Raw genomic sequence first — 17923 nt, 5'->3', positions numbered from 1 at the left:
CAGGCGGAAATTCGGGGGGGCGGCTCCTTCACAGCAGTTTTTCCGCCAGAAAAGCAAGCCTAAGACGCAGCGAATCATCTGGATCACGAAGGTTGCAGCGGGTCAATTGCTCGAATTTAGCCAGGCGGTAGGCCACGGTATTCCGATGAACGAACAGGCGCTTGGCGGTTTCTCCGATCTGTCCCTGCGTCTCCAGGAAGACGCGGGCCGTATCCATTAAATCTTGCCGTTCCCGGTCGTCCGTCTCCAGAATGGCTTGAAACGTTTCCTGATAAAAATCGGTCAAGGCCACATCCGGAACCATTTTCAGCAGCTCGAACACCTCTTTGGTGCGGTAATATTGAATAAACCGGGTTTGCCGGGACTGGTAGCCCGTATGCAGGGCGCTGACCGCTTCTTTGTAAGCGTTGGGCAGCCCAGTCGCCTGTTCCGCCTGATTGCCGATCCCAAACGAAAAAGAAAGCCCCTCCTCCCGCTCCAGTTCCTCCTGGAACTGGATCAGGCAGGGGACGAGCGGGAGCTCTCCCGCCCCGGCATCCCAGCCCCGCTGCAGCACGATCACAAACATCTCCTTGCTGTTGAACAATAGGGCGGGAAGCTCGTGGACGTCCAGTTTCGTTTTGAGCAATTCATAAAGATGATCCCGGCGCTGGTAGGGGGCATTCCCCCCCTCCGCCCCGTTCCTGCCCGGGTCATCCAGCTTGCCGGCCGCGCACATATAACTGGCGGCATCCCGAAGTCCGTAGCGTTTTCCCAGCGACAGGATCTCCTGCCGCGAATTGAACGTCCCCGCGATCAGTTCTTCAAAAAACTCGTCCTTGTAGCGCCGGAACCGCTCTTTCAAAGCCTGTTGTTTGACGAGTTCAAAGCCGATGACATTCGCCGCCTGCTCAATGGCCAGCCGCGGCAGCGGAGACTCCGCCAGACCCGCGTTCACCAATACCAAGTATGCGGAATGATAAGGCAGTTCGATCGCATGCATGATGACCTCGCAGCGCTCCCCGTCCCCGCCGGGCAGCAGACAAAATTCCGCAACCTTGCCGCCGCAGCTCCGCATTCCGGCCGCCGCAGCCTGAATCTGTTCCTGCAGGCGGGCGGTGCCCGCCGCGCCGCTCCTTCCGGCGGAACCGCCGATCACCCTTCCCCGTTGATCCACCAGCATCCCCTCCCCGCCGACCAGACCGGACAGGGCTTGAATAATCGCATCGTGCCCCCCTCCCTTCATGATCAACGCGGAGAAGTCGCGGTGCATGCGCAGCGCATAGCGCAATTCGTCATTGTGTTTCTCCAGAATAAAATTGAGGGACTCCTGCAGCAATTCCCCCAAGGAAGGCGACAGCGCCAATTCGATCAGCGGGAAGCGCAGTTCATCCGCCAGCGCCAGAACGGACTCGGGAATTTCCGCCAAAAAACGCTTCGTCTTAATACCCAGGCCGGCGCTCCCCGTAAACGCAGCATTGAAGTGGTCGTGTATACCTCGGAGGAACCGACGCGCTTCGGGCTTGGCTGTCTGGGCAGCCGGGCCCTGGCCGGCGAATTGACGCTGGAGGAGGCCTATTCGCTGACCGATAAGGACGGCAAATCGCTCCCGCAAGTGTTGGAAGAACTGGGATACGATCTTTCCCGCTTCGCCGAAATTCCCGTGCCTAAAGGCAAGGTGCACGGAGCGGTCGAGCTGCATATCGAGCAAGGCGCGGTGCTGGAATCGCTGAATCTGCCGGTAGGCATCGTGCACACCATCTCCGCTCCGACCAATTTTCGCGTGACCGTGACCGGCCAGCAGCGCCATGCGGGCAGCACCCCGATGCATCTGCGGCATGACGCTTTCCTGGCATGCTGCGAAATTTCCCTGGAGTTGGAACGGCTGGCCATCCAATCCGCCAGTCCCGATACGGTCGCCACCGTAGGGAAAGCGGAAGTGCTGCCCGGCGCTTCCAACGTCATCTCCGGCGACGTACGGTTCACGATCGATATCCGCGCGACAGCGAATATGAAAGCAAGCGCCGCCTCGTTGAACAATTGCGGCAATTCATCGGCACAGTCGAGACCAGGCGCGGCGTAACGGTTTCGCTGGAAAAAATCAACGACGACCTGCCCACCCGTTCGGACACAAAGATCGTCGCCCTGCTGGAATCGGCCTGCCGGCAAAAACGGATTCCCTACCACAGAATGGTCAGCGGAGCCTTCCACGACTCCATGCTGGTCGGCAGATTCGCCCCGATCGCCATGATCTTCGTGCCCAGCAAAGACGGCATCAGCCACAGCCCCGAAGAATACACCGATTGCCGTGATATTGCGCGCGGAACGGATATTTTGGCGGAAACGCTGCTCCGGTTGGCTCAAGATTAAGGCGGGGAGTTTTCACCTGTCCCATTTCAACCCGCTAATCATGAACGAAACGAAACAACCCTCCCTCGGCGTTTAACCCGGGGCGTGGGGGTTGTTTCGTTTCTGGCGAATCGCTAGCCCAGCGTACGAAAACCGCCAGAAAAATCGCTCTGGCGGTCCTTTGCTGTTTTTGACAAAAAAATCAGGCGTGTATCTTCATCCTAAAAAATAAGAGCCAAAAATGCCGTTAATCCAGCGATATCAGCTCATTTAAAAGAAATAGAGGAAATTTATGCCGCTATTTTCTCGAGCCGTAAGGAAATACCCTCATTCTTGACCATTCATAGAAAAATAAGTACATAAAATTCCGCTAATTGGGATGAACATGCTAGGAATCTGGATAATAAGTACATGAATTTCCGTTATTTTTTACCGTCCCTAAACCCAGTTTCCGCAAACAAAACAAACGATCGCCGATCCCCACTCCCTATCCCGCCGCCCTTCGGGCTTTGTCCCCCTTGAAAGCCTGCAATTCGGCCGGCGTTTGCCGCCTCTCAAGTCAAACCGGACTTTTTGTATTCAAAGGGCGTTTTCCCCATCACTTCCTTAAAGGCTTTCCGAAAGGACTTTACGTTGGGAAATCCCGTTTCGTAGGATATTTCCGTAAGCGACTTATTCGTGGTTTCCAATAAATCAATGGCTTTCTCCAAACAAAGGATCTGCTTGTATTCGGTAAATGTCTGGCCGGTGTATTTATGAAACATCCGCGACAAATAAGCCTCGGAATAGCCGCAGATGCGCGCGGTTTCGGCCAAACTGATGTTTTCGGCATAATGCTCTTTCATGTAGTCCATAATGGCCTTGATTTTTTGCTGCTTTTCGCTGAATATTTCCGGCGGAGTATCCGCGGCTTGGCCAAAATGACGAACCAGCCAATATTTAAGCTCAATGATCCGGCTTTGTTCAAGGATATAATCGTATTTGCCCGGGGAAAAATGCAGCTCATAGATATCCATAAGCAGCTCCCTTAATTTGGAAAGCGCGGTTGGTTCATCTTGTCCTTCTTGCGTGTTTAATTGAATGCTTACTTGTTCATGGGCGAAAAAGGTTTCCGGAAATTGCAGCACCAATACCCGGTTCTCCGTGATGCTCTGCGTGGAATGCGGGACATTGCTGTTGATGAACAGCACGTCATTTTCCGCTAAAACCGTGATTTTCCCTTCATGCCACACCTTTAAATTTCCGCTTAAACAGCAGATCAGCTCCATGTTGCTGTGGAAGTGCATAGGAATGACTCTTTCCGTATCTCTGGCCTGAAAAATAAACAGGTTGATCATTTTTTTTCTGTCGATTTCGATATGTTCGTATATCTTCTTCATCGGACACCTCATCTGCCGGCCATGAGCAATCGGTTAGTTAGTTACTACTATACTGATCGTAAATTGCCCGGACAAGCCACAATTCATCCCATAGGCCTAAGATAATAAAGAAGGCCGCTCGATCCCGCAAGCGGAAAGTGAGCGCCCTTCTTTGGCCCTTTATTTATGATTTCAAGTACACCGTCATTAACGGTCCGTTATGGCCATCGTCCTGCTGTCCGACGTGAATTTCTACCCTCGCCACGGCTTCCGGTCCGTCCGGGACAATGACTGGACTAAGCGGCGATAGACCGGCGGCCCGAATGGTTTCTTGATCGAATTCAAGCAGCAGTTGCCCCTGCTTTACCTTCGCGCCGGTACTCACATGTGCCGTAAATCCGTTGCCCTTTAACGACACCGTATCTATACCGACATGGATGAGCACCTGCACGCCGCTCCTATGCTCGACGATCACCGCGTGCTTGCTTTTGTCCATAAGATGGGCTATTTTTCCCTCGAACGGAGCGTATACCTTGCCTTCCGCCGGCTCAATCGCCGCTCCTCCCCCCATGTGCCCCTGGGCAAAAGCAGGGTCGGGAACCTCTTTCAGTTCCACCGCCTTGCCGGGAATGGGGGATGCGATCTCCAGCGAATCCAATGCTTTCTTATTTCGGCCCCAATGGAACAATTGAATCTCTCCTTAATCTACGCATTGTTGCAACCGATAAATGCTGACTTTTCCTTCATTGCAGCCAGCCTCGAGCCGAACGGCGCGCTGCTGGGCATCTTCCGTGAAATAACGCAGGGAAAATACTTCTTCCCCCTCGTTCACAAAGATCTCCAGGCTTGAGCTTTCTATAAATAGCCGCATTTCCGCGAGGGTATGAGTTAATTCCGCTTTCCTGTACTCTCTCTGCCTGGTCGCCCAGTTGGTTCTCCAGACGGTCAGACTGTTTTGTTCCCGATCATAGTCAATTTGCACAGCGCCCCTGATCATCATTCGGAAATTTTCGTTGAGCTTGGAAAAATTAATGATAAGTTCCGCTTGCAAAGCAGGCAGCTGCCATACTCCATTGTTGCCGATATTCCCCTGCATGCCGTCCTGTCTTAACCCTTGCAATTCCCGGATTGGCTTCTGGTAAAGCCTGCCGTCCGCCAGCACGATTTCCCGGGGAAGGGTCAGCGTGTGGATCCAGCCTTCCTGAACGGTCGGAACGGCCTTCTCCGTTTCCTCGTCCATAGAGCTCATCCAGCCGAACAGGATGATTCGATCGCCAACCTTAAACGACTGCGGTGCATAAAAATCAAATCCGCGATCGAGCTCTTGAAAATCGGCCAGCTCACCGTGGAATTTGCCTGTCTCCGCTATTTTCCCGACAATATATCCCGATTGATTAGGATTTCTAAAGTTTTCTCCTTGTTCCGGCAATCCCTGAGGACAAAACACAAATACATCATTTTCGGGAAATTGCAGGACATCCGGGCATTCCCACATGTAGCCAAACTTATGATCATGTTCCAAAAACGAGCCTTGGCAGGTCCAAGCGCTCAAGTCCGCGGATTTGTAGACCAGCGCGTCACCCCTTAAATCGTCCGTTTGTGCGCCGACAATGAGCCGCCAGCTTCCGCTTTGATCTCTCCATATTTTAGGGTCCCGAACATGTCTCGTATAGCCGGAGGGATGTTCAAACAACGGGCCGATTTTGCGAAAATACTCGCCGTCTTCGGAAACGGCCGCGCACTGATAACTTTCCTTCACCCCGTCGTCCCGGATTACATTTCCCGTGTAAAAGAGGTACAGCTTGCCATCATGAACAACACTCCCGCCGGAATAAATGCCGTCCTTGTCATACCATTCTGAAGGCTCCAGCGCGGCGTTTTTCCTGCGCCAATTCACCAGGTCGTCCGAAACCATATGGCCCCAGCATTTATTTTTATGTTCGGTACCGTGCGGATTCCACTGATAAAACACATGATATTGACCGTTGAAAAAAGCAAGCCCATTCGGGTCGTTTAACAACCCGTGAGGCGGGGTGATATGATATTTCAAGTCATAAGCATCGCTTCTATTCATGTTCCTCCTCCGGATAAAACAAAACTAAAACTCAAGGAAATGTCCTGCGAGCTTGCCCCGATATAAACTTCAAACTCACCCGGCTCGCTCTTGCACTCCATGTTGCTTCCGTAAAATTTAAGCAGCTCTTCGCGGATCGTAAATTGAACCGTCCCGGTCTCGCCGCTGCGCAGGAAGATCTTTTGGAAGTCTTTCAATACCTTCACCGGCCTTGCCACGCTGGCGAACTTATCGCGAATGTACAATTGGACCGTTTCTTTGCCGTCATACATCCCGGTGTTGGAGACAGCGACGCTGATCTCGATCGACTCATTTCTTCTCATTTCCTTCCGGCTCACGGACAAAAGGCTGTATGTGAACGTGGTATAAGATTTACCGTAACCAAACGGATACAGCGGCTCGTTCGCTTCATCGATATATCGGGACGCAAACCGGTATGAGCCGTTTTCCGGCAAATTTGGCCGGCCCGTATTAAGCTCATTGTAATAAACGGGAATCTGCCCGACGCTGCGGGGAAACGTCATCGCCAGTTTCCCGGACGGATTGGCTTGGCCGTACAATAAGTTAGCCAGCGCTTCCCCGCCCATCGTCCCCGGATACCAGGCCTGGATCAAGGCATCGGCTGTCTCGGCAACTTCGGTAAGAATCAAAGGTCTGCCGCTATAGACGATTACGGCGAGCGGCTTGCCCAGCCCGCTTAATTCGCGAAACAGTTTCAACTGCGGTTCGGGAAGCGCCGGGTTCGTGCGCGAGCCGCCTTCCCCGCTCTGATAAATGCTTTCTCCCAAGGCGAGAACGATGACGTCCGCTTCGTTTGCATTCCGGATCGCTTCCTGCAGCAATTCCTCCTCCCCGGCCGTTTCGGCCGGCAGCTTGTCCGCATATTTGCCAAGGGCTTCCCGTTCATCAAGGGGGACCATGTACGCCCCGCGGCAGACCGAAAGCCGGGCGGGATCGGCATGCTTTAGCAGCCCCGTTTTCAAGTTGACGGTATCCGCCTCGTCCCCTTTAATCGCCCATATGCCCAAGGTGGAGTTTTCTTCCGCGTAAGGACCGATTACCGCGATCTTAGTTTGAGGCGACAGCGGCAACAGCTCATGTTCATTTTTCAGCAAGACGACGGATTCTTCCGCCAAAGACAGCGCAGCCTCTTTATGCTCATCCGACAGAATGCTGCTGCTCCCCCGCCGCACGGTTTCCTGCAAACCGCGGAACGGGTCCTCGAACAACCCCAGGTCGTTTTTCAGTTTTAAAACACGGTATACAGCCTCATTCAAAAGCTCCAGCAAATGCTCATTGCCGGAAATGACCTGCTCCAGCTGATTGGCGTATACCGCCGTCTTCATATCCACATCGACGCCGGCCAGCAGGGCCAGCCTGGCGGCGGCAGCTTCATCTTCGGCGTAACCGTGCATGATCAGCTCTTCGATCGCGGCGTAATCCGAGATCAGCACACCGTCAAAATTCATCTCCCGCCGGAGCACGTCGCGATTAAGCCATTCGTTCCCGGTCGCCGGAACGCCGTTCAAGGTGTTGAAAGCGGTCATCACCAGCTTGGCCCCGGCTTCGATGGCGGCTTGATAACCCGGCAAATAATATTCCCTGAGCGTATGCTCGGACATATCCACCGCATTGTACTCCCGCCCGGCGACAGGCGCCCCGTAAGCGGCAAAATGCTTGACGCAGGCGGCGATTTTATCGGCCGGGATGGCGCCGCTCCGCGCATTCCTTCCCTGAATTCCCGCCACCGTGCTTTCCGCATATTTCCGCGCCAGTAAAGTATCCTCGCCGGGCGATTCCATCACCCGCCCCCAGCGGGGGTCTCTGACGATATCCACCATCGGCGAAAAGGTCACGTGAAGGCCCTCTTCGTAGCACTCCCGGGCCGCGATCGCAGCGGCGCGCTCGATTTGCTCAAAGTTCCAGCTGCACGCTTGAGCCAGCGGAATCGGGAAAATGGTCCGGTATCCGTAGATAATATCCGCCATAAACAGCAGCGGAATTTGGTGAGCCGAATGTTCCAAATACTTCGTTTGCAGCCGGATCATTTTTTCCGGATCGGTGACGTTCAAGATGGAGCCGGTATTGTAAACATTGTAACTTGGATTTAGCCCTAATTTTTTCAGCGGCCCCGTCACGACCGTATCGATATCGCCTTCAAAAAAGTCGCCGGTCAGTTGGACCAACTGGCCGATTTTCTCTTGAACCGAAAGGCAGTCCAGTTTTTCGCGCAGTAATTTGTCATCCATTGTTTCTCTCCACAGAAGTTTTATTTGTTGTCCGTTCTCTCTTTAAACCCAAAGAACCAAGTGAGGCCAAAGGCCACCGCAAAGCCGATGATGCAGACGGCGATATACGGAATGATTTGATTGTTCAGATACAATAACATCCCCGGGATGGCCGTAATCGACATGCCTGTCGCCTGGACGTTGAATATCCGGGCGAAAAATCCGCCGGCCGCTCCGCCGATCAACGCCATCAGGAACGGCTTGCCGTAGCGGATATTCACCCCGAAGATAGCCGGTTCCGTAATCCCCAATAACGCGGATAAGGAGGATGGATAGGCGATGGATTTGGTTTTTAAACTTTTGGCTTTCAGACCGACAGCCAACGCTGCCCCAGCCTGCGCGCAAATCGACGCCGAGCTGATCGGGTTAACGATATTCCAGCCGCTGTCCACCAGCATCTGGATTTCTATCAAATTCAAAGCGTGGTGCAGTCCGGTAATGACAATAAGCTGATTGATGCCGCCGTAAATCAAGCCGCCGATGCCAAACGGCAATTTCAAAATCGCCGTAACCCCCGCCAATATAAGCACCTCAACCTCGTGAAAAATAGGGCCGATCACGAACAAGCCCAGCACTAAACTGACCAGCAAGGTTAAAAACGGCGTTAAAATCAGATCCAGGGCTTCGGGGACCCATTTTCTGATTCTCTTTTCCAACAGCGCCCCCACGACCCCCAGAATGAAGGCCGGAAGTACCGAACCTTGATAACCGGCGACTTTAATGAATCCAAAAAATACCATCGGCTCCTTAACATGCTGGGCGACATCCCAGGACGTTGGCAGCGAAGGGCTGACCAGCATTAATCCGAGCAATATCCCCAACAACGGGGACCCGCCGAACACCCTGAATGCCGACCAGCAGACCAGCACCGGTAAAAAGGCGAAGGCGGTATCGGTCAATATTTGCGTAATCAGCAAGAAATCCGCCGAAATATTCTCGGGGGTAAGGCCAAATAATTGAAGCAGCGCCGGCTGCGTGACCAGCCCTCTAACCCCCATGAACAACCCTGTAGCTACCAATGCCGGGATAATCGGGACGAATACGTCGCCGAAAATCCGGAGCATTCTTTTGAAAAAGTTATCATCCTGGGCCGAGGCCTTTTCCTTCAGCTCTGCTTTGGAGGTGGCGGATACATTCTGTCCGATCATCGCTTCACAATACCGGTGCCGAAAATAATCTGATATTGCCCGGATGTAAAAAACACACCCTTGGCCTTGTCGATATTTTCAATGAACTCATCGTCGATAATATCCCTGTCTTTGACGATCAGGCGCAGCCGTGTGGCGCAATGGGCCATGGAAATAATATTGTCTTCTCCTCCAAGCCCTTTAATCACGTCCTGGGCGATTTTAACGTATTCTTTGTCGGAACTCATCAGGCTCTCCCTTTCCTCTCAACTGGTTGTAGTATTGACCGGTTTGCTTCTCAAGCATATCATGATCGCGCTTACAAACAGCGGGATTATTTTACTTCATTAAGGTCAAATTTTGACCATTTTTGCTGCGGTGCATGCACCGTTCCGTATAGCAGCCGAGGTTTAACCACCTTCCGGAAAGACTGTTAAAATCGTCCGTATATCTTAGGCTTCCGTGAAGCCAAACTACTAAAATCCAAACGGTGGACAGCAAAACGATTGGAAAATGAAAAGAAACCTGCTATACTCAATTTAATACTTGGTACTAATACTTGATACCAATACTTGATACTAATACCACAAAACCACAAAACCACATCTCGAAGGAGTGATTCGTTTGTCAATCGTATCGAAAGCCCGCATCACCGCGTTTGGTTCGTATGTTCCCGACCGGATCCTAACCAATGAAGACCTGGAGCGGATGGTGGACACCAGCGATGAATGGATCGTGCAACGCACGGGCATCAAGGAGCGCCATATCGCCGCCGACGATGTTTTTACCTCGCACTTGTGCATTCGCGCCGCCGAACGGCTGCGGGAAACTTACGGTGCATCCCTGGACGATGTCGATTTCATCATCGCCGCCACAACGACGCCCGATTATTCGTTTCCGACGGTATCCTGCCGGGTCCAGAAGCATTTCGGCATGGAAGGCGCCGGGGCGATCGACCTCAACGCGACCTGCGCCGGCTTCACCTACGCCCTGCATATGGCCAATGGCTTGATCAGTTCGGGGCTGCATAAAAAAATCCTTGTCGTCGCCGGAGAAACGATGTCCAAAATTACCGACTACAGCGACCGCACAACCTGCATTTTGTTCGGAGACGGCGCCGGCGCCGCCCTCGTGGAATACGACCCGGAGCAGCCCGGATTCGAGGCGTACGTCATGGGCACGAACGGAGCCGGCGGCATCCACGTTTACCGCTCCGGGCTGGCTGACGAGATGGACGGAGTGGCGCTTGCGGGGAACGGGAAACTCGTGCAAAACGGCCGCGAAGTGTTCAAGTGGGCGGTGCGCACCGTTTCCGCCGGGATCGAACAGATCCTGGAGCAGGCCGGCCTCGAACGCGGCGATATCGACTGGTTCGTTCCGCACAGCGCCAACCTGCGCATGGTCGAGTCGATCTGCGAGAAAGCCTCGCTCCCGCTTAGCAAAACGCTGCAAAGCGTACAGGACATGGGCAATACGTCCTCTGCGTCCATCCCGCTCGCACTGCAGGCCGGCCTCGATGCGGGCCGGTTGAAACACGGCGACCGTATGCTCCTGTACGGCTTTGGCGGCGGCTTGACTCATGCCGGTCTGATTTTGCGCTGGGGCGTTCCCAACCTGCGTTCCTAAATTATAAAATTTCAGAGCGTATGGAGCGGAGCTCTAAAACGGCCTGCGTTTTTGTGGTGGTCCTGGGAATAACGGTAAAAAAAGTCCTTATTTTCACCTAAGAAGGGAGTACAGCAGAAATAGGGGAATTTTTTACCTCTATTTCAGAAAAATGAGGGCAAACATCCACCTTTTCCCGAATAAAATCCTAAATAACGGAAAAATTTTCCTTTAATTTGCGTTAGAGGAAGGATATCTCAAAATAACGACATAAATTACCTCTATTTTCGTCAGAGGTTCAGTTTGAACCTAAGAGGACCGCCCGGAAATCCGGACGGTCCTTGATCGTCTCTTTGACACTCTTTAGACTAGAAAAACTTCTCCTTTACAAACGGGCTGGTCTTTAAAATTGAGCAATCTTCTTAGACGTCTCATGCCATCTTCTACGTAACTGAAGGAGCTTGGATCGGCGGAATTAAAAAACTCCAATCCAACGGTAAAACCGATGCAGTAGTCGTGCCAGTTGGAATAATGCTCCCGGGTCAGCCTCACGGCCTTCTCCACGTAAGCGCCCGCTTCAGCATCCGTTAACCAGCCCACCCCTACTCCGCCCAAACTATGCATTGCCACGATGGCAAAGTCATATGCCCCCACTCCGCCGGACGGCATGCGCCGCAAGTAATAATTGGCTACGGCCAGCCTGTGCTTCACATGAGGATTCGTCTCGGCTTCGATTTTTCGGATACGCTCCGTTTCGGCCTGCAGGCACAGCCCCCGGTATATTTGTTCAAATTTATAGCGTATCCCTTTTGAAAGCCGCCATTCCAAACTTTCCTTCAGTTGATCCGAGTTTTCCACTCCATACTGAGCTAAGGTTCTCTTGATGAACAGTTTGCCTGCGTACCTCTTCTCAGGATTGTTAATATAGTAATCCGCCACTCCCCCTACGGAGACGATCGACAGCATAGTATTCGCGGTCGACTTCCATTCTTTTTTGGGAATTATAGCCGTAGCCGTCACGGTATTCCTCCGTTCCTTCGTTTATTTATACATCAAGTAACGCTTGCTTCGGAACAGCAACACGATAAACCGCAAATATAATAAACATAAAACAATAGCGTACAAAACGCGTTTGTCAGCTTCAGCCGAACCGCGCTTCCGGGAGGAACGTTTTTCAGCTCTTCCTTCGCCGTTACCAAAGGCGGTTCGGCCGGAACGATCTCCCGCTTCACGTATTCCGGGAAGGAAACCTCCATATTGGAGTACCAGGCAATCGGTAATAATATATGCAGCAAAATGATGAAGAAAACAATCCCTTTTCTCAGCCATAAAAAGATGGCCAGCTTCTTTAAAAACCCCGGCAGCGAATGCTTGCCCCACTCTTGTTTCAACTGCCGCATTTGCTTTCGGCGGCCCTTGCCGAACCGCGGCAGCCCGCTTATGTATGCATCGATTTTGGCCAGGCCTACAACTGCCTCGATATCCCTCGAATTATTCCGCAACATCCGGTCGTACACCTCGCGGGCGGAACCCATTTGCTCCAGCCGGAGATAGCACCGCCCCAACAACGACAGAACTTCCGCATCATCGGGCCTTGCGGGCCTGATCCGTTCAAGCTCTTCCCGCGCTTCATCCGGGCGTCCCATGTTCAGCAGTACGGAGACGCGGACAATGATCACTTCCGCATCGCCGGCGAATTGGCTAACCCACAGGTCGCAGGCCGACAAAGCCCGCTCCAATTCACCGGTCCGGCGGTAAAACTCGATTTGCAGGCGGAGGATTTCCGCGTCGCGGTCATAAATATCAAGCGCCCGTTCCAACGCTTCACGCGCGCTATCCGGCTCATTCGCCAGCATCGCCGTCACGAAATCTTCGCGGGCATGCAGATAAGCTTCAACATCGATCCCATCCGCTTCGCTCAGGCTGGAGTATCCCAATGTAGCGGCAGGTGAACTCCTAAAGGCATATTCGCAAACCTTAGGGCATCTCTCCCCGAAGCCGGAAGGATCGTGAATAAACCTCTCCTCCAACCCGAAGGCATCTTCCAGCAGCCCCCACACCGCTTCGGGCAAAAAATAGTGCTCATTCAAATAATCAAGCACCCGGGCACCCAACAAGCCCTGGTTCCCCGGCTGCCAAAGAACGTCGCCGCTTAGCAGCTCCACCCACAAGGCAACATTGCAGCGGGAAGCGAAATTCAGGTATAAGCCGTCCAGCTCTTCTATAAATTCAGCGACAAGCTCCGGGGACGATTTCGCGAGTGGCGGCTGCTCCCGCTCTCCCAAACCTCTCAAACACCTGAAATTCTAAAGGCTGTAAAGTCCGCTCCTCTTCCCAAACTTCGTCTTCCTCTTCCGCAGCTTCCGCTTCCCTTTCCGCCGTATCTTCATCGTCCGGGAAAATTCCCTTTTGTTTGGCCAGCTTCATCGCCTCGTCGAAAGCTTCCCTTAGCCGCTGATATCCCTCCGGGTGGTATTTTTTTAGCATTCGGGCATACGCCTTGCGAATTTGCGGTTGATCCTGCGTCGGATCGATCTCAAGGATTTTCCATATGTTCAAACCGTCATTTCACCACCGGGCACCTTAATTTTCACCTGTCTTTAGGGACAGCAACTTATTATTATCGACGGAGCTTCTCCCCGGTTTAACAGTAGTCCGTTATTTTCATAATGAAAACTTTCAACAATTTCAAAATCGCCCGCGCTAATCCGATACAATGTATATATAAAACGAAATACGAGGTATATGATTATGGCAAAAATCGGTATCGACCTGGGAACATCGAATTCCCTTGCAGCTTATTGGACGGAGCATGGTCCGGTCATTATTCCCAACTCGCTCGGCAAGCGTTTGACGCCTTCCGTGGTCAGCTTGGACGACAACAACGAAGTTTTGGTAGGTCAAATCGCCAAAGAGCGCATGATCACGCATCCCCATCTCACGGCCTCCACATTCAAACGTTATATGGGAACCGACAAAACGTATCAGCTTGGGGAGCACCCCTTTTCTCCCGAGGATTTGTCCTCTTTTATATTGCGCGCTTTAAAAGAAGACGCCGAAGCCTATTTGGGCGAAGCGGTGGAAGAGGCCGTGATCAGCGTGCCCGCTTATTTTAACGATGCGCAGCGGAAAGCGACTTTGCGCGCGGCGGCTTTGGCCGGATTGCATGTGGAGCGGCTCATCAGCGAGCCTACCGCAGCGGCGATTTCTTACGGCTTGCACCAGCAGGAATCGGATACAAGGTTCCTCGTTTTCGACCTGGGCGGCGGAACGTTTGACGTATCCGTGCTGGAGCTGTTTGAAGGCGTGATGCAAGTGCAGTCGATCGCCGGAGACAATTATCTTGGCGGCGAGGATTTTACCGGACTGCTGCTATCCCATTTTGTGGAGACCCACGGGATTGATTACGCCAACCTGCCGACCAAAGAAAAGACGGCGCTCATCAAACAGGCGGAGCTGTGCAAGCTCGTTCTAGGCAATGAAAATGCGGGGGAGATGGTGTTCATGCGCGAAGGCCAAACCTTGCAGCTCACCGTGAACCGCAGCCAATTCGAACAGCTCGCCGCGCAGCTGCTCCTACGCCTGCGGAACCCGATTGAACGGGCGCTTCGCGATGCGTCGCTGACGCCGCAGGACCTCGACGCCGTCATCCTGATCGGGGGAGCGACCCGGATGCCGATTATCAAATCGATCGTCAGCAAAATGTTCGGAAGACTTCCCTTTTCACAGATCAATCCGGACGAAGCGGTCGCTTTGGGCGCCGCCATCCAGGTGGCCTTGAAAGACCGCGACGCCAGCCTGCAGGAAATGATCCTGACCGACGTCTGCCCGTTTACGCTGGGAACCGATATAGCGGTGGAAATTAAAGACGATGTTTACGAGAGCGGACATTTCCTTCCCATCATCGAGCGCAATACACCGATTCCCGTCAGCAAGGTGGATCGTCTGTGCACCATTCGGGATAATCAAACGCGTATGAACGTCGGCATTTATCAAGGGGAAAGCCGCAAGGTAGAGAACAACGTGCACCTGGGCGATCTCGTGATCGAGGTCCCTGCCGCGCCAAAAGAGAAAGAGAAGATCGACGTTCGCTACACCTACGACATCAATGGGGTGCTTGAGGTAGAAGTCACGGTAATAAGCACCGGCGAGAAAAAAACGATGATTATCGAAAAAAATCCGGGCCAAACTTCCCCGGAACAGATCAAAGCCCGGCTCGAAGAGCTGAAGCATCTGAAAATCCATCCGCGCGACCGCAGCGAAAACCGCCTGCTGCTCGCCCGCGGCGAACGGCTGTATGAGGAGTCCCTAAACGACAAACGCGAGTACATCGCCAGTCTGATCTTTGAATTCGAGCGGGCGCTCGCCTCGCAGAACGAACAGGAAATCAAGAAGAAAGCCGCCATCTTCAAGCAGAAGCTTGACTCGCTGGAAAGGTGGACCGAGTTTTAATGACCATTTGGGAAAGGCTCGGCATCGGCCGCACGGAAGATATCAAACTTATCAAGCGGGCGTACGCCAAGCAATTGAAAAAGCATCATCCCGAGGACGACCCCGAGGGGTACCAGGCTTTACGGGAAGCGTTTGACGCCGCCGTATCCTACGCCAAGAAGCATGCCCTGCGAATAGCCGGGGAAGCGGCGGCAAGCGCGGAAACTGCGGATGCCCGGACGGATCAAGCCAGGCCGGCGGAAGCCGGGCTGCCGCGGCGGGAAACTCCGGCAACGGAGCAAACGGCCGCTCCTCCCCGGATCCGGCTTTGGCCGCCGTCTGAATACGAAGAAGCCGATGCGCCTGGCGATGCGCCGGAGCCTGTGCTCCCTCCGCCCCGGCTGCACCAGGAACTCCCGGGGAACCCGCACCCCGTGCCGGACGGGCCGCTAACGGTCGAAGATTTTATCGCCAGCGCCGCCGTATTGTACGATGATTTTCCGTCGCGGATATCGACCGCGAAATGGCTGGAACTGCTCGATTCCGACATCATGTGGAATATGGAGGCCAAGCAGGTGATCGGCAGACGATTGCTGGAGCTTCTGCAAACGCGCAGGTTTCTGCCTCCCGAGGTGTGGAGGCTGCTCGAAAACAGCTTCGGCTGGGCGGAAAACTTGCGGGAAGCGGCGCAGTATGAGCGCGGCTACTTCGCCGATTCGTTCCTGAGCTATTACATCCGGCAGCTTCAAGAGCCGGGACTGCGCTATGAATTCCTGCTCCGGGCGGAAGGCATCGATATCGACCGCTTTTTATTTCTTCGCGATGAAGGGCGGCACGCCCTGGCGAGAAACGAGTTAAAAACGGCGTTGAAATTTCTGAAGCAGGCGCATGACATTTTTGCGGATGATCCCGATTTGCTGCGTCTGCTTGGAGAACGATATCTGCGCATAGATGACACGCAAAAGGCGCTGGCCTATTTTGACCGCCTGATCGAGTTGGTCCCGGACGAGATCGACGGCTATCTGTACCGTATCCGAATTTGGCGGTTAACAAACCAGCCGGAGCGGATGATTGAAGAATGCCGGTTTATTCTGTCCCGCTGGCCAAACCATAACGAAGCCCTCATTTTGCAAGGAATCGCTCATCAAATGCTCGGAGACCGCGGCAGCGCTGCGGAATCCTTCCGGCAGGCCGTGCAAATCAACGACTTGGACGGGCGGGCGGCGGACCGGTTGACCGAAGCGAGCATATCCGGTTCCCGCAACAACTCATGGAGATTTTATTTAAACCGCCACGTACTGCTATATTTGTCCGTTTCGGTCCTGACCGCCTTGTCGCTGCTAGGCTGCTTGCTGTATTATTGGGCCGCGGCTCATGCCGGCACGCCGGTCATCATGAACGGATTGCCGGATGCGGAAACGCTGGACGGAAAACGTTATGTGCAACTCGAGGTCAGCAATATCAGAGATTTAAATCTGGGGATGTATGCCCGCAGCGACGAGGATTATGCTTTCCAGAACGAAGATTATGCCTACGTCCATTACATGGACTATGGCGATCCGGAATACACTGTATACCTTGGGGAATTTCTCGGCAAGCCTTTGATCCTTGCGGTGGGTTTAGCGGCAAAAGCGCCGGATGATGCGGCGTTGGAGAACCTGAAGGGTTACGTTCGTGAACTGGAGCCCGAGCTGCAAGCCGCGGTGCTGAAAATGCTGCTATGGAAACCGTCCTTCGATGACGATTCCCTGGGGGCGCTGCTCGAAAGCTACCGTTTCGACCTCGGGAGCGCTTCGCTGTCCGGTGCGGAAGCTTTGCCGGAATTCCAGCCATTTTATTTGGAAGTCGCCGGCCCGCAGACAGCTTCCCCCGTTATCGCACCAAACCTGATGCTTTTCGGTTTTCTGGCGGTGTTGTGGATTTACAGTGTATACCGGCTTGCTTTCGAATACCGGAAAATCCGCGGAATTCGCCGGATGCGCCAATCCTGAACCTGAAAGGACTTATGCTCATGTTGGGAAAAGCCCGTTTGAATCAAACTATTTTTTACCATTTTATGACGTACCCGTTGTTCGCCGCCGGACCGGAGCCATACCGTCAGCTCTGCGGCTGCCATGAACTGGACGTTTGCCCAAGGGCCCGGCTGAAGGAATGGCTGTCGTTTCTCGGGATTCACGATAAAGCCGGTTTTGAGACCAAGCTCAGGTGGCTGTTTTATGAAGGACACCGCTGTGAATTCAACGAATTGTCGCAGCGGATATCCACCATGTCGGCGGCGGTCCGCAGGCAGCTTTTGGCGAGCTTCCGGGAGGACGGCGAAACGGAGCATAAGCTGAAGTGCGTAAACCAGTGGATGCACATCCACCCTCCGGCCAACATTGCGGCCTTTGATTTCGCCCTGCTGACGGCGCTGTCCAGAGCGGGCGCTCGGAGGCGCTGGCTAAAGGAATCCGAGGCCAACGGGGACTGCCTTGAAGCCGCCAAAATGGCTCAAACCAATTACACCGGCTGGTCCGATTTTTTTGCCGCGTGTATCGCGGGAGCCTGCTTTTATTTCCCTCAACGGAACGGGGACTCACTGCAGCTTGCTTACGCCCGCAGCCTGTTGAACATTTCCGGGGCAATTCCCTCCATTGACTGGAATCACCCTTTAAAATAATCCGAAGCCCGTCCTTAACGCGATCAACTCCTTGCGGAGGGCCGGCTTCTTGG

At 53.5% G+C, this 17923-nt stretch carries 14 protein-coding genes and 1 pseudogene; 6 read left to right on the top strand and 9 right to left on the bottom strand.

Going from position 1 to position 17923, the window contains the following annotated elements; all coding sequences use genetic code 11:
* Nucleotides 1–28: 28 nt before the first annotated feature.
* The gene (locus NYE74_RS28480; protein ID WP_341005379.1) at nt 29–1408 is read right to left on the bottom strand and encodes a helix-turn-helix domain-containing protein; all 1380 of its coding nucleotides are present in this window, start codon (nt 1406–1408) and stop codon (nt 29–31) included.
* A gap of 54 nt (nt 1409–1462) precedes the next feature.
* On the opposite strand from NYE74_RS28480, the gene NYE74_RS28475 reads away from it, so the two are divergent.
* Nucleotides 1463–2062, top strand: a complete 600-nt coding sequence (locus NYE74_RS28475) for a peptidase dimerization domain-containing protein (protein WP_270619117.1) — start codon at nt 1463–1465, stop codon at nt 2060–2062.
* The gene (locus NYE74_RS28470; RefSeq protein ID WP_227872729.1) at nt 2020–2349 is read left to right on the top strand and encodes a M20/M25/M40 family metallo-hydrolase; all 330 of its coding nucleotides are present in this window, start codon (nt 2020–2022) and stop codon (nt 2347–2349) included. Before NYE74_RS28475 ends, NYE74_RS28470 begins: the two co-directional genes overlap by 43 nt.
* Before the next feature lie 533 nt (nt 2350–2882).
* Here NYE74_RS28470 and NYE74_RS28465 read toward each other — a convergent pair.
* The 5 genes and pseudogenes from NYE74_RS28465 to NYE74_RS28445 form a co-directional block, all read right to left on the bottom strand.
* Entirely contained in the window at nt 2883–3707 is an 825-nt protein-coding gene (locus NYE74_RS28465; RefSeq protein ID WP_036625884.1) for an AraC family transcriptional regulator, read from the bottom strand.
* Between the two features lie 163 nt (nt 3708–3870).
* Nucleotides 3871–4374, bottom strand: coding sequence for a PTS sugar transporter subunit IIA (locus tag NYE74_RS28460; protein WP_270619118.1), 504 nt, complete (start codon nt 4372–4374; stop codon nt 3871–3873).
* A 12-nt stretch (nt 4375–4386) separates the two neighbouring features.
* Nucleotides 4387–5760 carry a glycoside hydrolase family 32 protein gene (locus NYE74_RS28455; RefSeq protein WP_341005378.1) on the bottom strand — a complete coding sequence of 458 codons (1374 nt, stop codon included), beginning with the start codon at nt 5758–5760 and terminating at the stop codon, nt 4387–4389.
* Nucleotides 5757–8009, bottom strand: a complete 2253-nt coding sequence (gene bglX / locus NYE74_RS28450) for a beta-glucosidase BglX (RefSeq protein WP_445323426.1) — start codon at nt 8007–8009, stop codon at nt 5757–5759. Before bglX ends, NYE74_RS28455 begins: the two co-directional genes overlap by 4 nt.
* A gap of 20 nt (nt 8010–8029) precedes the next feature.
* A pseudogene (locus tag NYE74_RS28445) lies at nt 8030–9423 on the bottom strand (PTS transporter subunit EIIC).
* 382 nt (nt 9424–9805) lie between these two features.
* Here NYE74_RS28445 and NYE74_RS28440 point away from each other — a divergent pair.
* Nucleotides 9806–10801, top strand: a complete 996-nt coding sequence (locus tag NYE74_RS28440) for a ketoacyl-ACP synthase III (RefSeq protein ID WP_036628772.1) — start codon at nt 9806–9808, stop codon at nt 10799–10801.
* A gap of 342 nt (nt 10802–11143) precedes the next feature.
* Here NYE74_RS28440 and NYE74_RS28435 read toward each other — a convergent pair whose 3' ends face one another.
* Genes NYE74_RS28435 through NYE74_RS33420 form a run of 3 tightly spaced genes read right to left on the bottom strand, consistent with a single transcriptional unit; the run spans nt 11144 to nt 13339 of the window.
* Nucleotides 11144–11800, bottom strand: a complete 657-nt coding sequence (locus tag NYE74_RS28435; protein ID WP_341005377.1) for a DUF1266 domain-containing protein — start codon at nt 11798–11800, stop codon at nt 11144–11146.
* Between the two features lie 32 nt (nt 11801–11832).
* Entirely contained in the window at nt 11833–13065 is a 1233-nt protein-coding gene (locus NYE74_RS28430; RefSeq protein ID WP_341005376.1) for a tetratricopeptide repeat protein, read from the bottom strand.
* The gene (locus NYE74_RS33420) at nt 13010–13339 is read right to left on the bottom strand and encodes a J domain-containing protein (protein WP_036625906.1); all 330 of its coding nucleotides are present in this window, start codon (nt 13337–13339) and stop codon (nt 13010–13012) included. Before NYE74_RS33420 ends, NYE74_RS28430 begins: the two co-directional genes overlap by 56 nt.
* A 192-nt stretch (nt 13340–13531) precedes the next feature.
* Between NYE74_RS33420 and NYE74_RS28420 the strand changes: the two genes are divergently transcribed.
* From NYE74_RS28420 to NYE74_RS28410, 3 genes are read left to right on the top strand one after another with little or no spacing between them, the layout of a single operon-like run.
* The gene (locus NYE74_RS28420) at nt 13532–15232 is read left to right on the top strand and encodes a molecular chaperone HscC (protein WP_124333576.1); all 1701 of its coding nucleotides are present in this window, start codon (nt 13532–13534) and stop codon (nt 15230–15232) included.
* A complete protein-coding gene (locus NYE74_RS28415; RefSeq protein ID WP_036625910.1) occupies nt 15232–17202 on the top strand; it encodes a J domain-containing protein in 1971 nt (656 codons plus the stop codon). The genes NYE74_RS28420 and NYE74_RS28415 overlap by 1 nt, the downstream gene beginning before the upstream one ends.
* Before the next feature lie 38 nt (nt 17203–17240).
* Nucleotides 17241–17870, top strand: coding sequence for a DUF1266 domain-containing protein (locus NYE74_RS28410; RefSeq protein WP_341005375.1), 630 nt, complete (start codon nt 17241–17243; stop codon nt 17868–17870).
* Nucleotides 17871–17923: the final 53 nt, after the last annotated feature.

The organism is Paenibacillus sp. FSL P4-0127 (assembly GCF_038007325.1).
In the GTDB taxonomy this organism is placed as follows: Bacteria; Bacillota; Bacilli; order Paenibacillales; family Paenibacillaceae; genus Fontibacillus; species Fontibacillus macerans.
Note: the sequence above shows the minus strand (reverse complement) of the source record. Positions and strands in the feature narration are given on the sequence as shown.

Coding starts and splice junctions, on each gene's coding strand:
- NYE74_RS28420 (WP_124333576.1), top strand. CDS start 13,532: ATGGCAAAAATCGGTATCGACCTGGGAACATCGAATTCCCTTGCAGCT.
- NYE74_RS28465 (WP_036625884.1), bottom strand. CDS start 3,707: ATGAAGAAGATATACGAACATATCGAAATCGACAGAAAAAAAATGATC.
- NYE74_RS28415 (WP_036625910.1), top strand. CDS start 15,232: ATGACCATTTGGGAAAGGCTCGGCATCGGCCGCACGGAAGATATCAAA.
- NYE74_RS28455 (WP_341005378.1), bottom strand. CDS start 5,760: ATGAATAGAAGCGATGCTTATGACTTGAAATATCATATCACCCCGCCT.
- bglX (WP_445323426.1), bottom strand. CDS start 8,009: ATGGATGACAAATTACTGCGCGAAAAACTGGACTGCCTTTCGGTTCAA.